Raw genomic sequence first — 20,244 nt, forward strand, 5'->3', positions numbered from 1 at the left:
AAACTCGACCGCACCGCCCTCCCCGCACCCGCCTACACGGCATCCACCGCCGGACGAACCCCCCGCACCCCCCGCGAAGAAATCCTCTGCACCCTGTACTCGGAGATCCTCTCGGTGAACACCGTGGGCATCGACGACAGCTTCTTCGACCTCGGCGGTCACTCCCTCCTCGCCACCCGCCTGGTCAGCCGGGTCCGCACCACTCTCGGGCGGGAGCTACCGATCCGGCAGCTCTTCGAGACGCCCACCGTCGCGGGCCTCTCCCGTGCCCTGGACACGTCCGGCACCCTCCGCACCGCGCTCACCGCGAGGCCGCGCCCGGAGCGTATTCCGCTCTCCTACGCCCAGCAACGCCTCTGGTTCCTCCACCAGCTCGAAGGACCGTCGGCGACCTACAACATCCCCACCACCCTCCGCCTCACCGGCACCCTCGACCCCGACGCCCTGCACGCCGCGTTCAGCGACCTCCTCGCCCGCCACGAAAGCCTGCGCACCATCTACACCGAGGACGACCGGGGCGCCCAGCAGATCGTGTTGCCCGTGGAGGCCGTCGCGACGCCGTTCGCCGTCGTCGACGTGGCCGCGGAGGACGTGGCGGAGCGGGTGGCCGAGGCGGCGGCGCACGCCTTCGACCTGGGCGCGGAGATCCCCGTACGGGCGAGGCTGTTCCGGGTCTCGGAGCGGGAGCACGTGCTGCTGCTGCTCGTGCACCACATCGCCAGCGACGCCTGGTCCCGGGCCCCGCTGGCCCAGGACCTCACCACCGCCTACACCGCCCGCTGCGCCGGCGACGCACCCACCTGGCAGCCCCTGGCCGTCCAGTACGCCGACTACGCGCTCTGGCAGCAGGAGATCCTCGGCGACGACACCGACCCCGACACCCTCGCCGGCAGGCAACTCGCCTACTGGAAACAGCAGCTCGCCGGCCTGCCCGAACGCCTCGACCTCCCCACCGACCGGCCCCGACCGGCAGTCGCCGACCACACCGGCGACCGCGTGACCTTCACCCTCCCCGCCGACCTCCACACCCGACTGACCGAACTCGCCCGGGAGACCAACACCACGGCGTTCATGGTGATCCAGGCGGCGTTGGCGGCGTTGCTGACGCGGCACGGCGCGGGTGAGGACATCCCCATCGGCACCCCCGTCGCCGGACGCACCGACGACGCCACCGACCACCTCGTCGGCTTCTTCGTCAACACCCTCGTCCTGCGCACCGACACCAGCGGCAACCCCACCTTCCGCGAACTCCTCACCCGAGTCCGCGACACCGACCTCACCGCCTACACCCACCAGGACCTCCCCTTCGAACGCCTCGTAGAAGCCCTCAACCCCACCCGCTCCCTCACCCACCACCCCCTCTTCCAGACGATGCTCACCCTGCACAACACGCAGGGCACGAAGACGGACCGGTTCGCCGGGCTGGCGGCCGAGGTGGTGGCGTCGGAGTCGGTCTCGGCGCGCTTCGACCTGTCGTTCGCGCTGGCCGAGCACTTCGGCGCCGACCATTCCTGCCAGGGCATGAGCGGCGGCGTCACGTACAGCACGGCGCTCTTCGACCGTGCCACGGTGCGGGACCTCGCCGACCGGCTGGTGCGGTTGCTCGCGGCGGCGGTGGCGCACCCGGGGCGGCCCGTGGGGCAGTTGGAGATCATGGACGCGGCCGAACGGCGGCTGGTCCTCCGGGAGTGGAACGACACCGCGGCCGAGCCGCCCGCCGCGTCGGTGACCGGCCTCTTCGAGCGGCAGGCGCGGCGGTCGCCGGGGGCGACGGCCGTGGAGTTCGGCGAGGTGCGGCTGACCTACGCGGAGCTGAACGCGCGCGCCAACCGGCTGGCCCGGCATCTCGTCGCGCGGGGCGCGGCGCCGGGCCGGTTCGTGGCGGTGGCGCTGCCCCGCTCGGCGGAGCTGGTCGTGACGCTGCTGGCGGTCCTCAAGTCCGGGGCCGCGTACCTGCCGATCGACCCGCACTACCCGGCCGAGCGGGTGGAGTACATGCTGGCCGACGCGGGGCCCGCGCTCACGGTGAGCGAACCGGTGGCGGAGGCAGGGCTGTCGGGGTACGGGGACACGGACCTCGAGGCGGGCGAGCTGCGGGGTCCGGTCCGCGGGGCGCATCCGGCGTACACGATCTACACCTCGGGTTCCACGGGGCGGCCCAAGGGTGTGGTGGTGCCGCGCGGGGCGCTGGACAACTTCCTGGCCGACATGGGCCGGCGGTTCACGCCGGGGGCCGGTGACCGGCTGCTCGCCGTGACCACGGTGGGCTTCGACATCGCGGGCCTGGAGATCTTCCTCCCGCTGCTGCACGGCGCGGTGCTGGTGCTCGCCGACGAGGAGACCGCGCGCGATCCGCACGCGCTGCTCGACCGGGTGTCGGCGTCGGGGATCACCATGGTCCAGGCGACGCCGAGCCTGTGGCAGGGGGTCGCGGCCGTGGCCGGGGACGAGCTGGCCGGGGTGCGTGTGCTGGTGGGCGGGGAGGCGTTGCCGTCCGAGCTGGCGCGGGCGCTGGCGGACCGCGCCCGCTCCGTGACGAACCTGTACGGGCCGACGGAGGCGACGATCTGGGCGACGGCGGCCGACGTCGCCGAGTCCGGGCCGGTCATCGGCCGGCCGCTCGCCAACACCTCGGCGTACGTGCTGGACTCGGCGCTGCGGCCGGTCCCGGTCGGCGTGCCGGGCGAGTTGTACCTGGCCGGGGAGCAGCTGGCGCAGGGCTACCACCTGCGTCCCTCGCTGACGTCGGAGCGGTTCACCGCCGACCCGTACGGCCCGGCCGGTACCCGGATGTACCGCACGGGCGACCTGGTGTGCCGGCGCCGGGACGGTGCGCTGCGCTATCTGAGCCGGGTGGACCAGCAGGTCAAGCTGCGGGGCTTCCGTATCGAACTCGGCGAGATCGAGGCGGAGCTGTCCCGGCATCCGGCGGTCGCCGAGGCCGCGGTGACGGTGCGCGAGGACCGGCCGGGCGACCGGCGGCTGGTCGGCTACGTCGTACCGAAGGGACCGACGGGACCGACGGGTCCGACCGGTCCGACCGGTCCGGCGGCTCCCGCGGGACCGGTGCCGAGTGTCCCGGAGCTGCGGGAGCGGCTGCGCGGACGGCTGCCGGAGTTCATGGTGCCGACGGCGTTCGTGGTGCTCGACGCGCTGCCGCTGACGCCGAACAGGAAGCTGGACCGCAAGGCGCTGCCCGCTCCGGAGTACGACGGTGAACCGGTGGGCCGGGGGCCGCGGGATCCGCGCGAGGAGATCCTGTGCGCGCTGTTCGCCGAGGTGCTGGGCGTCGTCCGGGTCGGCATCGACGACGGCTTCTTCGACCTGGGCGGGCACTCGCTGCTCGCGAGCCGGCTGGTCAGCCGGATCAGGACGGCGCTGGGCGTCGAGCTGTCCGTGCGCCAGTTCTTCGAGACGCCGACGATCGCCGGGCTCTCCGGCGCCCTGGACCGGGCGGCGGGCGCACGGGCGCCGCTGGTGGCCCGGCCGCGTCCGGAGCGGGTCCCGCTGTCGCCGGCGCAGCAGCGCCTGTGGTTCCTGCACCAGTTCGAGGGGCCGTCGGCGACGTACAACATGCCGACGGCACTCCGGCTGTCCGGTCCGGTGGACCGGGCGGCGCTGGAGCGGGCGATCGGTGACGTGCTGGTCCGGCACGAGAGCCTGCGGACCGTGTTCGCAGCGGACGACGGGGGTTCGTGGCAGGTCGTGCTGCCCGCCGACCGGGCCGCCCGCCGCCTGGACGTGGTCGACGTGGCCGCCGGGGAGGTGGCGGAGCGGGTCGGCGAGGCGGCCCGGCACGCCTTCGACCTGACGGTCGACATCCCGTTCCTGGCCCGGCTGTTCCGCGTCTCGGACACCGATCACGTCCTGCTGCTGCTCATCCACCACATCGCGGGCGACGGCTGGTCGATGGCACCGCTGGCCCGTGATCTCACGGCGGCGTACGCGGCGCGCTGCGCGGGCGCGGCACCGGACTGGGAGCCGCTGCCGGTGCAGTACGCCGACTACGCGCTGTGGCAGCGGGAGGTCCTCGGCGACGAGTCCGACGCCGACAGCGTGGCGGCGCGGCAGCTGGCGTACTGGAAGGACGCCCTGGCGGGGCTGCCGGAGCAGTTGGAGCTGCCCACCGACCGGCCCCGCCCGGCGACCGCCGGCTACACCGGCGACCGCATCGCGTTCACGGTGCCGACGGCGCTGCACGCGCGGCTGACGGAGCTGGCGCGGTCCACGCACTCCAGCCTGTTCATGGTGGTGCAGGCGGCGTTCGCCACGCTGCTGACGCGGCTGGGGGCGGGCGAGGACATTCCCGTCGGCACGGCGGTCGCGGGGCGCAACGACGCCGCGACGGAGGAGCTCGTCGGGTTCTTCGTGAACACGCTGGTGCTGCGCACCGACACCGGCGGCAACCCGACCTTCCGTGAGCTGCTGGGCCGGGTGCGCGAGCGCGACCTGGCCGCGTACGCGCACCAGGACGTGCCGTTCGAGCGGCTGGTGGAGGCGCTGAATCCGGCGCGCAGTCTGGCCCACCACCCGCTGTACCAGGTGATGATCACCTTCAACAACACGGCCGGTGCGGGCGACCGCGCCGCTCCGGACGCCCCGGACGCCCCGGACGCGTCCGGTGAGGCGGGCGCGCTCGTGAACGCGACCCGGATGACCGCCGGTACCGGGGTGGCCAAGTTCGACCTGGCGCTGACCTTCGGCGAGCGGCACGACCCGTCGGGCGGGCCGGCGGGCATGCGCGGTTCGCTGGAGTACCGCACGGAGCTGTTCGACCGGGGAACCGCGGAGTCGGTGATCTCGCGGCTGCTCGGGGTGCTGGGCTCGGTCACGGCCGACCCGGACCGGCCGATCGGCGGGATCGGCCTGCTGGACCCGGCCGAGCGGCGGCAGGTGCTGCGGGAGTGGAACGACACGGCGCGCCCGCAGCGTGAGGGGACCCTGCCGGAGCTGTTCGAGGAGCAGGTCGCCAGGACTCCGCGCCGCCCGGCGTTCTCGGCCGGCGGGACGACGCTGACGTACGCCGAGCTGAACTCCCGCGCCAACCGGCTCGCCCACCTGCTCGCGGAGTCCGGGGCGGGGCCGGAGCAGGTGGTGGCGATCTCGTTGCCGCCGTCGGTGGAGATGGGCGTGGCGGTGCTCGCGGTGCTGAAGACGGGGGCCGCGTACCTGCCGGTCGACCCGGGCAGTCCGCGCGAGCGGATCGCCACCATGGCCGAGGACGCGGCGCCGGTGTGCGCGCTGACGACGTCGGCGGTCCCGGCCGGGGTGTTCCCGGCGGAGCTGCCCCGGCTGCTGCTGGACGACCCGGACGTCACCGCCCGGCTGGCCTCACAGCCCGCGCACGACCTGACGGACGAGGACCGCACGCAGCCGCTGTCGCCGTGGAACGCGGCGTACATCATCTACACGTCGGGTTCCACGGGCCGCCCCAAGGGGGTGCTCGTCGAGCACCAGCCGGTGCTGAACTACCTGGCGGTGTCGGCGGAGCTGTACCCGGGCGTGGCGGGCAACGCGCTGCTGCACTCGCCGCTCTCCTTCGACCTGACGGTCACGGGTCTGTTCGCGCCGCTGCTGAACGGCGGCTGCGTGCACCTCGCCGACCTGGAGGAACTGCACGAGCGCGCGCTGGACGGCGAGGTGCCCGACCTGCCGCAGACGACGTTCCTGAAGGCGACGCCGAGCCATCTGCCGCTGATCACCGGGCTGCCCGGGGTGTGCGTGCCGGACGGGGAACTGGTCCTGGGCGGGGAGTCGCTGACCGGCCGCGCGGTGCGGACGCTGCTCGCGGCGCATCCGGGGGCGCGGGTCCTCAACGAGTACGGCCCGACCGAGACGATCGTGGGCTGCACGACCTGGCGGGTCGAGGCGCCGGACGACCTCGCGGACGGCGTGCTGACCATCGGCCGCCCGTTCCCCAACACGCGCATGCTGGTCCTCGACCCGTACCTGCAACCCGTGCCGGCCGGGGTGCCGGGCGAGTTGTACGTGTCCGGGGTGCAGCTGGCGCGCGGCTATCTGAACCGGCCCGGGCAGAGCGCGTCCCGGTTCGTCGCCAACCCCTTCGAGGGGCCGGGCGAGCGGATGTACCGCACCGGCGACATCGTGCGCTGGAACCGGCGGGGCGACCTGGAGTTCATCAGCCGGGTCGACGACCAGGTGAAGATCCGCGGCTTCCGGGTGGAGCTGGGCGAGGTCGAGTCGGCCCTGTCGCGGCACCCGGGGGTGCCGGAGGCGGTGGCCGTGGTGCGCGAGGACCGGCCGGGCGACCGGCGCCTGGTGGCGTACCTGGTGACCGGGGCCGGACCGGTGCCGGTGCCCTCGGACGAGGAGCTGCGGGAGCGGCTGCGCGAGACGCTGCCCGACTACATGGTGCCGTCGGCGTTCGTGCGCCTGGCGGAGCTGCCGCTGACCGGCAACGGCAAACTGGACCGGGGGCGGCTGCCCGCGCCGGACTACGCGGCCGCCGGTACGGGCCGGGCCCCGGCCACGGCGCGCGAGGAGCTGCTGTGCGCGCTGTTCGCCGAGGCGCTGGGCCTGGAGTCGGTCGGTGTCGACGACGGGTTCTTCGACCTGGGCGGCGACAGCATCCTGTCCATCCAGCTGGTCAGCCGGGCCCGTGCGAAGGGCCTCGCGCTCTCCGTGCGGGACGTCTTCGAGCACCAGAGCGTCGCCCGCGTCGCCGAGGCACTCGATCTCGCCGAGGCGCAGGCCGCCGACGGCGCGGCGGGGCCGTCGGCGGGCGCCGTAGCAGGAGCGGCGGAAGAGGAGGAAGCGGCGTGCGGGCCGGTGCCCGCGACGCCGATCATGGGATGGTTCGCCGCGCTGGGCGGGCCGGTCGCGCCGTTCAACCAGTCGGTGGTGGTGTCCGTGCCCGCGGACCTCGACGCGGAGCGGCTGGTGGCCGCCCTCGGAGCGGTCCTCGACCGGCACGACTCGCTGCGGCTGCGGGTCGCCGCGGACTGGTCCATGTCCGTGCCCGAGCCCGAGCCCGGCGGCACGGACGCCGCCGGTCTCCTCACGCACCGCGCGGCCGGGGACGTCGAAGACGCCGGGCTGCACGCTCTGGTGGCCGAGGCGGCCGCCGCCGAACGCGACCGGCTGTCCCCGGCCGACGGGCGGATGCTGCGGGCCTGCCACGTCGACCGGGGGCCGGACCGGCCGGGGCTGCTGGTCCTGGTCGCCCACCACCTGGCCGTGGACGCGGTCAGCTGGCGGCTGCTCGTGCCGGACCTGGCCGCCGCCTACGAGGACCGCCCGCTCAGCCCGGCGGGCACCGGCTGGCGCCGGTGGGCCTCGGCGCTGCGGGACCTGGCCGGCTCCGCCGTCACCGAGGCCGAGACGGACCACTGGCTGGATGCGGCCCGCCTGGCCGCCGAGCCGGCGGACCCGGTACTGGATCCGGCGCGCGACACCCACGCCCGCTCGGGGCAGGTCGTCCTGGACCTCGACGCGGACACCACCGACGCCCTGCTCACCTGGGTGCCCGGGGTGTTCCGGGCGGAGATCAACGACCTGCTGCTCACCGCGTTCGGGCTGGCCGTCGCCGACTGGCGGCGCGAGCGGGGCGCCCGGGGTACGGCGCCCGTCACGGTGGACCTGGAGAGCCACGGCCGCCACGAGCACCTGGTGCCCGGCGCCGACCTCACCCGCACCACCGGCTGGTTCACGTCGATGCACCCGGTGCCGCTGCGCCCGGAGGTCGACGACCTGGAGTGGGCCGAGGTGTGGGACGGCGGTGCCGCGGCCGGGCGGGCCCTGAAGCGGGTCAAGGAGCAGCTGCGCGCCGTCCCGCGCGACGGCGTGGGCCACGGCCTGCTCCGTCACCTCAACCCGCGCACCCGGGACCGGTTCGCCGCCCTGCCGGCACCGGCGTACGGCTTCAACTACCTGGGCCGCTACACCGGCGGCCGGGGCGGCGGCGCACCGGGCGGCGCACCGGGCGGCGGTGCCGGGCCCGAGCCGTGGAGCGTGCTCGGGCGGGGCGTTGCGGGCCAGCACCCCGACACCCCGCTGGCGCACCCGGTCGAACTGGTCGCGGGCGCCCACGACACCGACGAGGGGCCCAGGCTGCACAGCGTGTGGACGTACGCGGACGCCGTGCTGTCCGAGGCCGAGGTGCGGCGCCTGGGCGAGGGCTGGTTCCGGGCCCTGAAGGCGCTGGTCGAGCACGCCGGGCGGCCCGAGGCTAGCGGTCTGACCCCCTCGGACGTCTCCCTCACCTCGCTCAGCGAGGACGACATCTCCCGACTCGAGAGCGAATGGGGTTCCCTCTGATGGCCAAGTCCGGCTTGGAAGACATCCTGCCGCTGTCCCCGCTCCAGGAGGGGATGCTGTTCCACAACCTCTTCGACGACGAGGAGCTGGACGCCTACAACGTCCAGGTCTTCATCGACCTGGAGGGCGGCACGGACCCGGAGCGGCTGCGCCGGGCCGGGCAGGCGCTGCTGGAGCGGCACGCCAACCTGCGGGCCGCCTTCCGGCACGAGGGGCTCAAGCGCCCGGTGCAGCTCATCCCCCGCCGGGTCGTCCTGCCCTGGGGCGAGGAGGATGTGGCGGGCGTTCCCGAGGAGGAGCGGGAGGCGGCGGCGGAGCGGGTCGCCGAGCGGGACCGCTGGACGCGCTTCGACCTGTCCCGCCCGCCGCTGATCCGCTTCACCCTGGTGCGGCTCGGCCCGGCCCGCCACCGGCTGCTGCTGACGCTGCACCACATCCTGGCGGACGGCTGGTCCATGCCGATCCTGCTGCGCGAGCTGATGACCCTGTACACGGTCCACGGCGACGGCACGGCCCTGCCCCGGGTGCGCCCCTACCGCGACTACCTGGGCTGGCTCGGCGGCCGGGACCGGGACGCCGCCAAGGACGCGTGGACCGAGGCGTTCGCCGGGTTCGACACCCCGAGCATCGTCGCCCCCGACCGGGGCGCCCTCACCGCGGCGCCCGAGCGGATCGACTTCTCCGAGGACGAGGCGGCGAGCGCCGCGCTGACCCGGTTCGCCCGGTCCAACGGGCTGACGGTGAACACGGTGATCCAGGGCTGCTGGGGGCTGGTCCTGTCCCATCTGACGGGCCGGGACGACGTGGTGTTCGGCGTGACCGTCAGCGGCCGCCCGCCGGAGCTGCCCGGCGTCGACACCATGGTCGGCCTGTTCATGAACACCCTGCCGCTGCGGGTGCGGCTGCGGCCCGCCGAGACGGTGACCGGGTTCCTGCGCCGGCTGCAGGGCGAGCAGGCGCGGCTCATCGACCACCAGTGGGTGGGCCTCGCGGAGATCCAGCGCTGGGCGGGCTCCGGCGAACTGTTCGACACGGCCATGGTGTTCGAGAACTATCCGCTCAACTCCAGCCGCGGCCGCCCCCCGGGCGCCGCGCCGGACGCGGACCTCCCGACCGTCCTCGGCGTCCGTTCGAAGGACCAGATGCACTACCCGCTGGGTCTGCTGGCCCTGCCCCGCGAGACCCTGCGGTTCTCGCTCGGCTATCTGCCGCAGGTCTTCGAACCGGCGCGGGTCGAGGCGGTGATCGCCGCGTTCCGCCGGGCGCTGCGCACCGTCCTGGACGGCCCGGACACCCGGGTCGGCGCGGTAGAACTGCTCGACCCGGAGGTGCGCGGCACCGTCCTGGAGAAGTGGAGCGGCTCGGACGACGTAAGGCCCGCCGAGCGGTTCACCGACCTGTTCGAGGAGCAGGTGGCGCGCACCCCCGGCAAGACGGCGCTGATCGCCCCCGACGGGCGGCTGACCTACGCCGAACTCGACGCCGCCGCCAACCGGCTGGCCCGGCGCCTGGTCGAGCTGGGCGTCGGCCCGGAACGGCACGTGGCGGTCGCGGTGGGGCGCCGCACGGAACTGGTCATCGGCATGCTGGCGGTGCTCAAGGCGGGCGGCGCCTATGTGCCGGTCGACCCGGAGTACCCGCCGGACCGCATCCGCCACATGATCCAGGACGCGGATCCCGCGCTGGTCCTCACCACCTCCGACGTGGACGACCGGATCGGCGAGGAGTGCTGCGGGCCGCTGACCTTCGTCATGGACGACCCCGGCACCGGAACGTCGCTGGGCAGGCACTCCGGGACCGTCCTCACCGACGCCGACCGCGCGGCGCCGCTGCTGCCGGACCATCCGGCGTACGTCATCTACACCTCGGGCACGACGGGCCGCCCCAAGGGAGTCGTCGTCGAGCACCGGGCCCTGTCGGCGTTCGTGCGGCACTGCCGGTCCTCCCAGGCGCCGGACATCTCGGGGCTGTCCGTGATGCAGGCGTCCGCGTCCTTCGACCAGAGCGTCGGCTCGCTGCACGCCCCGCTGATCAGCGGCGGCTGCGTCCGGCTGACGGATCTGCGCGCCCTCGCCGAGACGGCCGGGTCCGAACCCGGCTTCCAGCGTGCCACCTTCATGAAGGGCACCCCGTCCCACCTGGCGCTGCTGGCCACCATGCCGCCACAGGTCGCGCCCTCGGGCACCCTGACCCTGGGCGGCGAGGAGCTGCGCGGGGAGATCCTGGCGCCCTGGCGCGAGACCGCGGGGGACGTGACGGTGGTGAACGTCTACGGGCCCACCGAGGCCACCGGTCACTGCCTGGAGCACTGGATCGCCCCGGACCGCACGGTGGAGCCGGGCCCGGTGCCGATCGGCACCCCGCACGAGGGGGTGCGGGTGTACGTCCTCGACTCCGCGCTGCGCCCGGTCGCGCCGGGTCTGGACGGCGAGGTGTACCTGGCGGGCGTGCAGCTGGCGCGCGGCTACCTGGGCCGGGGCGGGCTGACCGCCGAGCGGTTCACGGCCGACCCGTTCGGCGCGCCGGGCAGCCGCATGTACCGCACGGGCGACGTCGCGCACTGGAACGAAGCGGGCGAGCTGGTCTTCGCCGGGCGGGCGGACCGGCAGGTCAAGCTGCGCGGGTACCGCATCGAGCTGGGCGAGATCGAGGCCGCCGTCGCGGGCGGGCCGGGTGTGCGCCAGGCCGCGGTCGTCCTGCGCGAGGACCGGCCGGGCGACCAGCGCCTGGTGGCCTACGTCGTCCCGGACCCCGGCCACTGGGACGAGGCCGCCGCCCGCGCCCGGCTGGCGCTGTCCCTGCCGGACTTCATGATGCCCTCGGCCTTCGTCGCCCTGGACGCCCTGCCGCTCAGCCCGAACGGCAAGCTGGACCGGGCGGCGCTGCCCGCCCCGACGTACACCGGCCGGACCGCGGGCCGGGCGCCGCGCACCCCGGCCGAGGAGATCCTCTGCGACCTGTACGCGGAGGTCCTGTCGCTGCCGGGCGTCACCGTCGACGACGACTTCTTCGACCTCGGCGGTCACTCCCTCCTCGCCACCCGCCTGGTCAGCCGGGTCCGCACCACGCTGGGGGCCGAGCTGTCCATCCGGCAGTTCTTCGAGGCGCCGACCCCGGCCGCGCTCGCCGTGGTGCTCGCCGGGGCGGGCCGGGCGCGGGCCGCGCTCACCGCACGGCCCCGTCCCGAGCGCCTCCCGCTCTCCTACGCCCAGCAGCGCCTGTGGTTCCTCCACCTGCTCGAAGGGCCGAGCCCCACCTACAACATCCCCACGGTGCTCCGGCTGTCCGGCCCGCTGCGCCCGGACGCGCTGCGCGCGGCGCTGCTGGACGTGGTCGGGCGGCACGAGAGCCTGCGGACGACGTTCACCGAGGACGAGCTGGGGGCCCGGCAGGTGGTGCACCCCGCGGACGAGGTCCGGCCGGTCTTCGAGACGGCCGAGTCCACGGAGGCCGACTTCGAGGCCGACCTCGCCCGGGCGGCCCGGCACCCCTTCGACCTGGGCACGGAGATCCCCGTACGGGCCCGGCTGCTGCGGATCTCGGAGCGGGAGCACGTGCTGCTGCTGCTCGTGCACCACATCGCCAGCGACGCCTGGTCCCGCGGCCCCTTGTCCCAGGACCTCACCGCCGCCTACACCGCCCGCTGCGCCGGCGACGCACCCACCTGGCAGCCCCTGGCCGTCCAGTACGCCGACTACGCGCTGTGGCAGCAGGAGGTCCTCGGCGACGACACCGACCCCGACACCCTCGCCGGCAGGCAACTCGCCTACTGGAAGCAGCAGCTCGCCGGCCTGCCCGAACGCCTCGACCTCCCCACCGACCGGCCCCGGCCGGCGGTCGCCGACCACACCGGCGACCGCGTCGAATTCACCCTCCCCGCCGACCTCCACACCCGGCTGACCGAACTCGCCCGGGCCACGGACACGACCCTCTACATGGTGCTCCAGGCCGCCCTCGCGACCCTGCTCACCCGGCACGGCGCCGGTGAGGACATCCCCATCGGCACCCCCGTCGCCGGACGCACCGACGACGCCACCGACCACCTCGTCGGCTTCTTCGTCAACACCCTCGTCCTGCGCACCGACACCAGCGGCAACCCCACCTTCCGCGAACTCCTCACCCGAGTCCGCGACACCGACCTCACCGCCTACACCCACCAGGACCTCCCCTTCGAACGCCTCGTAGAAGCCCTCAACCCCACCCGCTCCCTCACCCACCACCCCCTCTTCCAGGTGGTGCTGTCGCTGCGCAGCACCGCCCCGCGGCGGGCGGACGGCGAGGGCGCGCCCGCGCTGCCGGGCGGGCTGACGGTGAGCGGCGCGGGCGGTGCGGCGGCGACGGCGGCCAAGGTCGACCTCGGGTTCTCGGTGACGGAGCGCCGGACCGCCGACCACACCCCCGACGGGGTGGCGGGCGTCCTCGACTTCCGCACCGACCTCTTCGACCGCGGCACCGCGCAGGGTCTGGTCGACCGGCTGGTGCGGGTGCTCGCCGACGCGGCCGCTCACCCCGACCGGCCGCTGAGCCGCATCGACGTGCTCGGACCGCGGGAGCGGCACCGGGTCGTCGAGGAGTGGAACACCACGGCGAAGGGGCTCGCCCCGGCCACCCTGCCCGAGCTGTTCGAGCGGCACGTGCGGGAGCGCCCCGACGCCGAGGCGGTGGTCGTCGGCGACACGTCGCTGAGCTACGCGGAGCTGAACGCGCGCGCCAACCGGCTGGCCCGGCTGCTGGTGGCGCGGGGGGCGGGCCCCGAGCGGCTGGTGGCGCTGGCGCTGCCCCGCTCGGCCGAACTGCCCGTCGCCGTCCTCGCGGTGGCCAAGGCGGGCGCCGCCTACCTGCCGCTGGACCCGGCCCACCCGGCGGAGCGGATCGCGGGCACCCTCGCCGACGCGGCACCGGTCGCGCTGCTGACCACGGCCGCGGTGGCCGCCGGCCTCCCGGACACGGACGTGCCCCGGCTGCTCCTCGACGAGAAGCCCGCGGCCGGCGGTGGGACGGGCGGCGAGAACGCGCGCGACCTCACCGACGCCGACCGGCTCGCGCCACTGCTGCCGGGGCATCCCGCGTACGTCATCTACACCTCCGGCACCACCGGCCGGCCCAAGGGCGTCACCGTGACGCACTCGGGCCTGCCCGCCCTGCTGGACATCTTCACCTCGCAGCTGGACGTCGTCCCCGGCAGCCGGGTCCTGCACCACCTCTCCCCCGCCTTCGACGGCGGGTTCTGGGAGCTGGCGATGGGCCTGCTGACCGGTGCGACCCTCGTCGTCGTGGAGCCCGGCACCGTGCCGGGGCCCGCCCTGGCCGCGCTGGCGGTCCGCCACCGGGTCACCCACGCGGCGATCACCCCCGCGGTGCTCCAGCTGATCCCCGAGGGCGCGCTGCCCGCCGCCACGACCCTGGTCGTCGCCGCCGAGACCTGCCCGCCCGAGCTGGTCGCCCGCTGGTCCGCGGGACGTCTGATGCGCAATTCCTACGGGCCGACGGAGACCACGGTCTGCGCAACCATGAGCGCCCCGCTGGCGGGCGCGGCCGTCCCGCCGATCGGCGCGCCGATCGCCGACACCGCCGTGTACGTCCTGGACGACGCGCTCCAGCCGGTGCCGCCGGGCGTGCCCGGGGAGCTGTACGTACGCGGGCCCGGGCTCGCCCGCGGCTACCTGGGCCGCCCGTCGCTGACCGCGGGCCGCTTCGTGGCCTGCCCGTTCGGGCCCGCGGGCGGCGTGATGTACCGCACCGGCGACCTGGTCCGCCACCGCGCGGACGGCGACCTGGAGTACCTGGGCCGCACCGACACCCAGGTCAAGCTGCGCGGCATGCGCGTCGAACCGGCCGAGATCGAGGCGGTGACGGCGGGCCTGCCCGGCGTGGCGCAGGCGGCCGTGCTGGTCCGCGAGGACACGCCCGGCGACCGCCGCCTGGTCGGCTACGTCGTGCCGGACGCCGGGGCGGGTGTGGACCCCGGCGCGCTGCGGCAGGCGCTGCGCGGCTCGCTGCCCGAGTACATGGTGCCCGCCGCCCTCGTGGTCCTCGACGCGCTGCCGCTCACCACCAACGGCAAGCTGGACCACCGCGCGCTGCCCGCCCCGGAGTACCGCACCGTCGAGGGCCGTTCGCCGCGCACCCCGCGCGAGGAGGCCCTGTGCCGGCTCTTCGCCGAGGTCCTCGGTCTGGAGCTGGTCGGTCTCGACGACGGCTTCTTCGGCCTGGGCGGCCACTCGCTGCTGGCGATCCGGCTCGTGGAGCGGGTCCGTGCCGAGCTGGGCGAGGAGCTGGGCGTGCGCGACCTGTTCGCCGCCCCCACGGTCGCCGACCTTGCGGTGCGGCTGACGGAGCGCGGCGGCCGGGAGCCGATGGAGCGGCTGCTCCCGCTGCGCGCCGCCGGTGCCGCCCGGCCGGTGTTCTGCGTCCACCCCGGTTCCGGCATGAGCTGGTGCTACTCCGGCCTGGTGCGCCACCTGCCGCCCGGCGTCCCGGTGTACGGCGTCCAGGCCGCCGGACTCGACGGCGACGGGCCGCTGCCCGCGACGCTGGAGGAGATGGCCGCCGAGTACGCGGACCTGGTCCAGCAGACGCAGCCCGAGGGCCCCTACCGGCTGCTGGGCTGGTCGCTCGGCGGCAACGTGGCCTTCGCCATGGCCCGCGAACTGCGCGCCCGCGGACAGGAGGTGGAGCTGCTGGCCTTCCTGGACGCCTATCCGCGGCAGGCGGGCGCGGGCCCGGAGGCCCCGCTGGCCGAGGTGTTCGCGCACAACCTGCGCGACGCCGGGTTCGACGTCGCCGAGGAGGAACTCACCGGCGGCCGCTTCCCCACGGCCCGCTACCGCGCGTTCCTGAACGCCGCCGGGGACCCGATGGGCCGCCTGGACGAGGCCGAACTGGCCGCCGTACTGCAGGTGTTCATGAACAACGCCGCCCTGATGCGCGGCCACACCCCCGGCACCTACGACGGCGACGTGCTGGTGCTGGCCGCCGAGCGGGCGGACGGCGACAAGCTGGCCCGCCGCGGCGCCGAGTCGTGGCGCCCGCACGTGGCGGGCCGGATCGAACGGGTCGGTGTCGACGCCGACCACCTCGGGCTCGTGCAGTCCGACGCCGCCCTCGCCGTCATCGGCCGCGCGCTGGCCGACCGCCTGGACCCGGCGACGGGTCCCGCGGCTTCCGCAGCAGTCCCCGAGACCGAAGGAGTCACCGCCATGAACCCCTCGCCCGAGCCCGCCCCGACGCCCCAGTCGCTCGATTCGACCGAGGTCGCCTGAGCCATGCCCGTCCTCACCGTCAACGGCATCAGGATCAACTACTACGACGACGCGCCCCCGGCGGGTGCGCAGAACGCGCCCGCCGTGCTGCTCGTCATGGGCTCGGGCGGCAGCGGCCGGGCCTGGCACCTGCACCAGGTGCCCGCGCTGGTCGCCGCCGGATTCCGGGTGATCAGCTTCGACAACCGGGGCATCGCGCCGAGCGAGGAGTGCCCCGAGGGCTTCGGCATCGACGACCTGGTCGCCGACACGGCGGCCCTCGTCGAGGAACTGCGGCTGGGGCCCTGCCGGGTGGCCGGCATCTCGATGGGCGCGCACATCGCCCAGGAGCTTGCCCTGTCCCGGCCCGACCTCGTGGACCGGCTGGTCCTGATGGCGACCCGGGCCCGCCCGGACGCGCTGCGCGAGGCGCTGTGCCGCGCGGAGATGGAACTGTACGACCAGGGGATCCAGCTGCCCGCCGCCTACGAGGCGGTCGTGCAGGCCATGCAGAACCTGTCGCCGCGCACCCTCGACAACGACGTGCAGGCCCGCGACTGGCTGGACGTGCTGGAGCTGACCAGGCGCTCCGGTGCGGGCTACCGGGCCCAGCTCGGAGTGCGGGTGGACGGCGACCGGCGGGAGGCCTACCGCGGCATCCGGGCCGCCACCCGGGTCGTCGCCTTCCAGGACGATCTGATCGCCCCGCCCCACCTGGGCCGGGAGGTGGCCGACGCGATCCCCGGCGCCGAGTACGAGCTGGTGCCCGACTGCGGGCACTACGGCTACCTGGAGTCGCCGGACGCGGTGAACAAGAGCCTCGTCGAATTCCTGCGCCGGTGAAGGAGAAGCCGTTGAAGACCGAGTCCGACGTCCAGACGGGTGCGCCGACGCCCGCCGACGGCCCGCTGATCGCGCTGGCCCGTGAGGTGTGCCCCGGCTTCTCCCCCGGGGAGGTCGTCTACCGCAGCCGCACCTCGCTGGTGGTGGGCGGCTCGCTGGACGGCGTCGAGGCGCTGGCCAAGGTGCGCACGCCCGACTGGCGGCGCCAGTGCCTGCGCGAGATCGACACCTACGACCTGTTCGACGCGGTGCCCCCGCCGGTGCCGGTGCCGCGGCGGTTCGCCTCCGACCGGGAGCGGGCCGTGCTGGTCATGGAGCGGCTCACGGGGGAGGTGCTGGCGCCGGACCGGTTCCCGGTCACCCCGGTCTCCCGGGAGGACCTGGCCGGGGTGCTGGAGGCCGTGGAGCGGCTGCGGCACTGGCGGCCCGCGGCGGCCGGTGCGTGGGCGGTGGACTACCGGGGGATGCTGGAGGGGGTGCACGCCCAGGGCGTCTTCGACGACGCACACTGGGCGGACCTGCTCAGGCTCCTCGAACTGTCCGGCGCGCCCCGCGAGTTCGGCCACGGCGACCTGGTGCTGGCCAACGTGGTCCGCAGCCGGGGACGGCAGGTCCTGATCGACTGGGCGAGCAGCGCCCTGTACCTGCCCGGCCTCGACCTGGCCCAGCTCTGGATGCTCCTCGGCGACGTCCCCGGGGCCCGGGCCCGCGTCGAGGTGGAGGTGGCCGAACGCGCCGACGAGCGGGACGGGATGATGCCGTTCCTGGTGAACCTGACGCTGCTGCTGTACCGCGAGCACCGCGCCCACCGGCGGTTCACCGACGAGGCCTCACGGGCCCGGGCCGTGGGGCTCGACGCCGCCTGGGAGCTGACCCGGCACCGGGTCCGGCAGTGCCTGGCGACGGCCGGCTGACCGGCCCGGAGCACGCGAAGGGGCCTCCCGGTGACGTGCGCCGGGAGGCCCCTTCGTGTGGGGGGGGTGAAAGGCGGTCTACTGGATGAGCAGTTGGTGGCTGGCCAGCTCCCGGTACAGGGGGCTGGTGCCGGTCAGTTCCTCGTGCCGGCCCGCGGCGACGACCCGGCCGTGCTCCAGGACGACGATCTGGTCGCTGTCCACGACGGTGGACAGCCGGTGGGCGACCACGAGCAGCGTCCGGTCCGCGGAGACGGTGCCGATCGCCTCCCGCATCAGGGCCTCGTTGCGGGCGTCCAGGTTGCTGGTCGCCTCGTCGAGCAGCATGATCGGCGGCGCGGCGAGGAAGGTCCGGGCCAGCGCCAGGCGCTGCCGTTCGCCGCCGGACAGCAGGACGCCGCCCTCGCCGACCTCCGTGTCCAGACCGAGCGGCGCTCGCTCGATCACGCCCATGAGGTTGACCGAGCGCAGCACCTCCCGCATGTCGTCGTCGGTGGCGTCGGGCGCGGCGAGGGAGAGGTTGTCGCGGACGGTGCCGGCGAGGACCGGCGCCGACTGCTCGACGTAGCCGAGGCGTCCGCGCAGCTCGCGGCGCGGCAGGTCGCGTACGTCGGTGCCGCCGACCCGGACGGTGCCGGAGGTGACGTCGTAGAACCGTTCCACCAGCGACAGCAGGGTGGACTTGCCCGCTCCGGAGGGGCCGACCAGCGCGGTGCGGGTGCCGCGGGGGACGGTCAGGGACACGTCCCGCAGGACGGTCTCGCCGTCGCCGTAGCCGAAGCTGACGCCGTCGAACTCGATCGCGGGCGGCCGCGGTTCCGCGTCGGCGGGTTCGGTCCCGGGCCGGGTGCGCTCGCGCACCGTGAGCGGTCCCGCGCCGGCGTCGGTCTCCTGCGGCAGGTCCACCATCTCCTCGATGCGCTGGAGGGCGCCGAGCCCGGACTGGAGCCGGGAGTAGGCGGTCAGCGCGCGGCCGAGCGGGAACCACAGCATGAACAGGAAGAGCACGAAGGCGACCATGTCGCCGACCTGGATGGCGCCGCTGGCCACCCGGGCGCCGCCGAGGCCGAGGACGACGAGGAACGCCACCTGGATGGTGGTCGAGGTGATCGGGTTGATCATGGCCTGGAGCCGGGCGATGCGCATCCCGGCGTGGTAGGCCTGCTGCGCGTACCCGTCGACGGCCTGGCCCTCACGGTCCTCGGCGCCGCTGGCGCGGATGGTGCGCACGGCGGAGATGGCGCGCTCGACGGCGGAGGTCATCTCGCCGATCCGGTCCTGGGCGTCGCGGGAGGCGCCCCGCACCCGCCGGGAGAGCCCGACGACGGCGAGGACGCCGAGTCCGAGGCCGAGGGCGGTGGCCGCGAACAGGGTGGGGTCGATCAGGCACATCATGAGCGCGGAGCCGCCGACCATGACGACGTTGGTCACGGTGTCGAAGAGCCCGGAGGTGACCACCGCGCGCAGCATGGTGGTGTCGGCGCCGACCCGGGAGAGCATGTCGCCGGTGCGGCGCTGGTCGTACTCGGTGATGGGCAGCCGCAGCAGCCGGGCCACCAGCCGGCGGCGGGCGGTCAGCACGAGCCCTTCCGCCGCCCGCTGGAGCAGGTAGTCGCGGACCCCGCCGAGTACGGCCACCACCACGAGGACGCCGATGAGCAGGGCCACCAGCCGCCCCACCGGCTTGTCCGCCTCGATGTCGGCCAGGACGTCCCGGGTCAGCACCGGCTGGCTGAGGGTCAGCAGGGTGACCACGAGGGAGAGCACCGCGACGATCCCCAGCGTCGGCCAGTAGCCCTGGAGATACGGGAACAGGGAGCGCAGCCCGACCTTGCGGACCGGTGGGGCGGGCGGTCCGGACTCCGGCGCGCTCTTCGCGCCGGTCTCCCGGGCGGGCGGTCGCTCCCTGGTCTGCGTGCTCGTCATCGCACTCCTACTCCTGTTTCACTGCGGGGGCTTGGCCGGTCAGGCGGGCTGCGGGGCCGCTCCGAGCACGTAGCCGTCGGCCGGCCGCAGCGCGCGCGAGCGGCGCAGGTCGCTGAGCACGAAGGTGCGCTGGAGCCAGCGGTCGGTGCCGTCGTAGCGGGGGGTGAACTCGGTGCGGCCGTGCACGGTGACGCGGTTGTCGACGATCGCCAGCTCCCCGGGCAGGAGGCGGTGGGTGACGGCGGTGGCGTCGAAGCGGGCCTGGAGTTCGCGCAGGGCCTCGGCGGCCCGCTCGGTCACCGGCTCGGTGGCCGCCAGGTCCACCCGGAGGTCGGGGTCCGAGGGGTCGCCGAGGAGTACCGGCGCGGGTGCCTCCTCGGGGCCGCTCAGCTGGAAGGAGGGCGGCGGGGCGGTGCGGAACTCCGGTGCCCACAGGGCGTCCACGGTGCGGTCGGACAGCAGCGGCAGCACCCGCCGCACGCAGGCGGTGCGCAGGCCCGCCCGGCCGGTGGGGTCGGCGCGCAGGCACAGCAGCATCACGAAGTCGGGGCGGTGCTCGTGGAAGGCGTTCTCGTTGTGGAACGTCAGCAGGGTCGAACCGGCGTTGCCCTGGAACTCCTCCATGCCCGGCACGGGGACGACGTCCTGCACGAGGGCGCCGTTCTTCTCCGGCAGGAACGCGCCGGGGTCGCCGAGCCCGCAGGCGGTCATCAGCAGCACGGCGGCGCCCAGCGAGGCCTCGCGCTGCACGGAGCCGTTGACCCGCGGGGTCGGCGGCAGCCCCATGGAGTCGACGGGCAGGCCGCGCAGCACGATCGCGCCGTCCGGCCCCGAGTCCCGGCGGAATCCGGCGAGGTCCCGGCGCAGGGCCGCCGGCCAGGCGTGCCAGGCGTTCCGGGCCGCCTCGACCCATTCGGCGTCGTCGGGCCGCCCGGTCGCCTGTGTGGCGAGTTTCCAGGCGATCTCCTCGACGAGTTCCGCGTCCGACTGATCCAGCGTCACGTCGTAGCGCGACGCCGGTCCCGCGGCATTCGCAGCCATGG

Annotated in this window: 6 protein-coding genes; 4 read left to right on the plus strand and 2 right to left on the minus strand. The window is 74.8% G+C overall.

Annotation, left to right across the window (positions count from 1 at the left end; translation table 11 throughout):
* From ACFYZ3_RS33155 to hasP, 4 genes are all read left to right on the plus strand, one after another.
* On the plus strand, positions 1–8,277 hold an 8,277-nt coding region (locus ACFYZ3_RS33155), incomplete at its 5' end, for an amino acid adenylation domain-containing protein (protein ID WP_388525577.1).
* On the plus strand, positions 8,277–15,539 hold the full coding sequence (locus tag ACFYZ3_RS33160; protein WP_388525580.1) for an amino acid adenylation domain-containing protein: 7,263 nt from the start codon (positions 8,277–8,279) through the stop codon (positions 15,537–15,539). The genes ACFYZ3_RS33155 and ACFYZ3_RS33160, both read left to right, overlap by 1 nt.
* Before the next feature lie 3 nt (positions 15,540–15,542).
* On the plus strand, positions 15,543–16,361 hold the full coding sequence (locus ACFYZ3_RS33165; RefSeq protein WP_388525583.1) for an alpha/beta fold hydrolase: 819 nt from the start codon (positions 15,543–15,545) through the stop codon (positions 16,359–16,361).
* Positions 16,362–16,372: 11 nt separating this feature from the next.
* A complete protein-coding gene (gene hasP / locus ACFYZ3_RS33170) occupies positions 16,373–17,275 on the plus strand; it encodes a 3-hydroxyasparagine phosphotransferase (protein ID WP_388525586.1) in 903 nt (300 codons plus the stop codon).
* A gap of 78 nt (positions 17,276–17,353) precedes the next feature.
* Here hasP and ACFYZ3_RS33175 read toward each other — a convergent pair whose 3' ends face one another.
* Both ACFYZ3_RS33175 and asnO read right to left on the minus strand, forming a co-directional pair.
* The gene (locus ACFYZ3_RS33175) at positions 17,354–19,201 is read right to left on the minus strand and encodes an ABC transporter ATP-binding protein (RefSeq protein ID WP_388525589.1); all 1,848 of its coding nucleotides are present in this window, start codon (positions 19,199–19,201) and stop codon (positions 17,354–17,356) included.
* 39 nt (positions 19,202–19,240) lie between these two features.
* Positions 19,241–20,242 carry an L-asparagine oxygenase gene (asnO, locus tag ACFYZ3_RS33180; RefSeq protein ID WP_388525592.1) on the minus strand — a complete coding sequence of 334 codons (1,002 nt, stop codon included), beginning with the start codon at positions 20,240–20,242 and terminating at the stop codon, positions 19,241–19,243.
* Between the last annotated feature and the right edge of the window lie 2 nt (positions 20,243–20,244).

The sequence above is a fragment of the Streptomyces sp. NPDC001599 genome (genome assembly GCF_042893535.1).
Classification (GTDB): Bacteria; Actinomycetota; Actinomycetes; order Streptomycetales; family Streptomycetaceae; genus Streptomyces.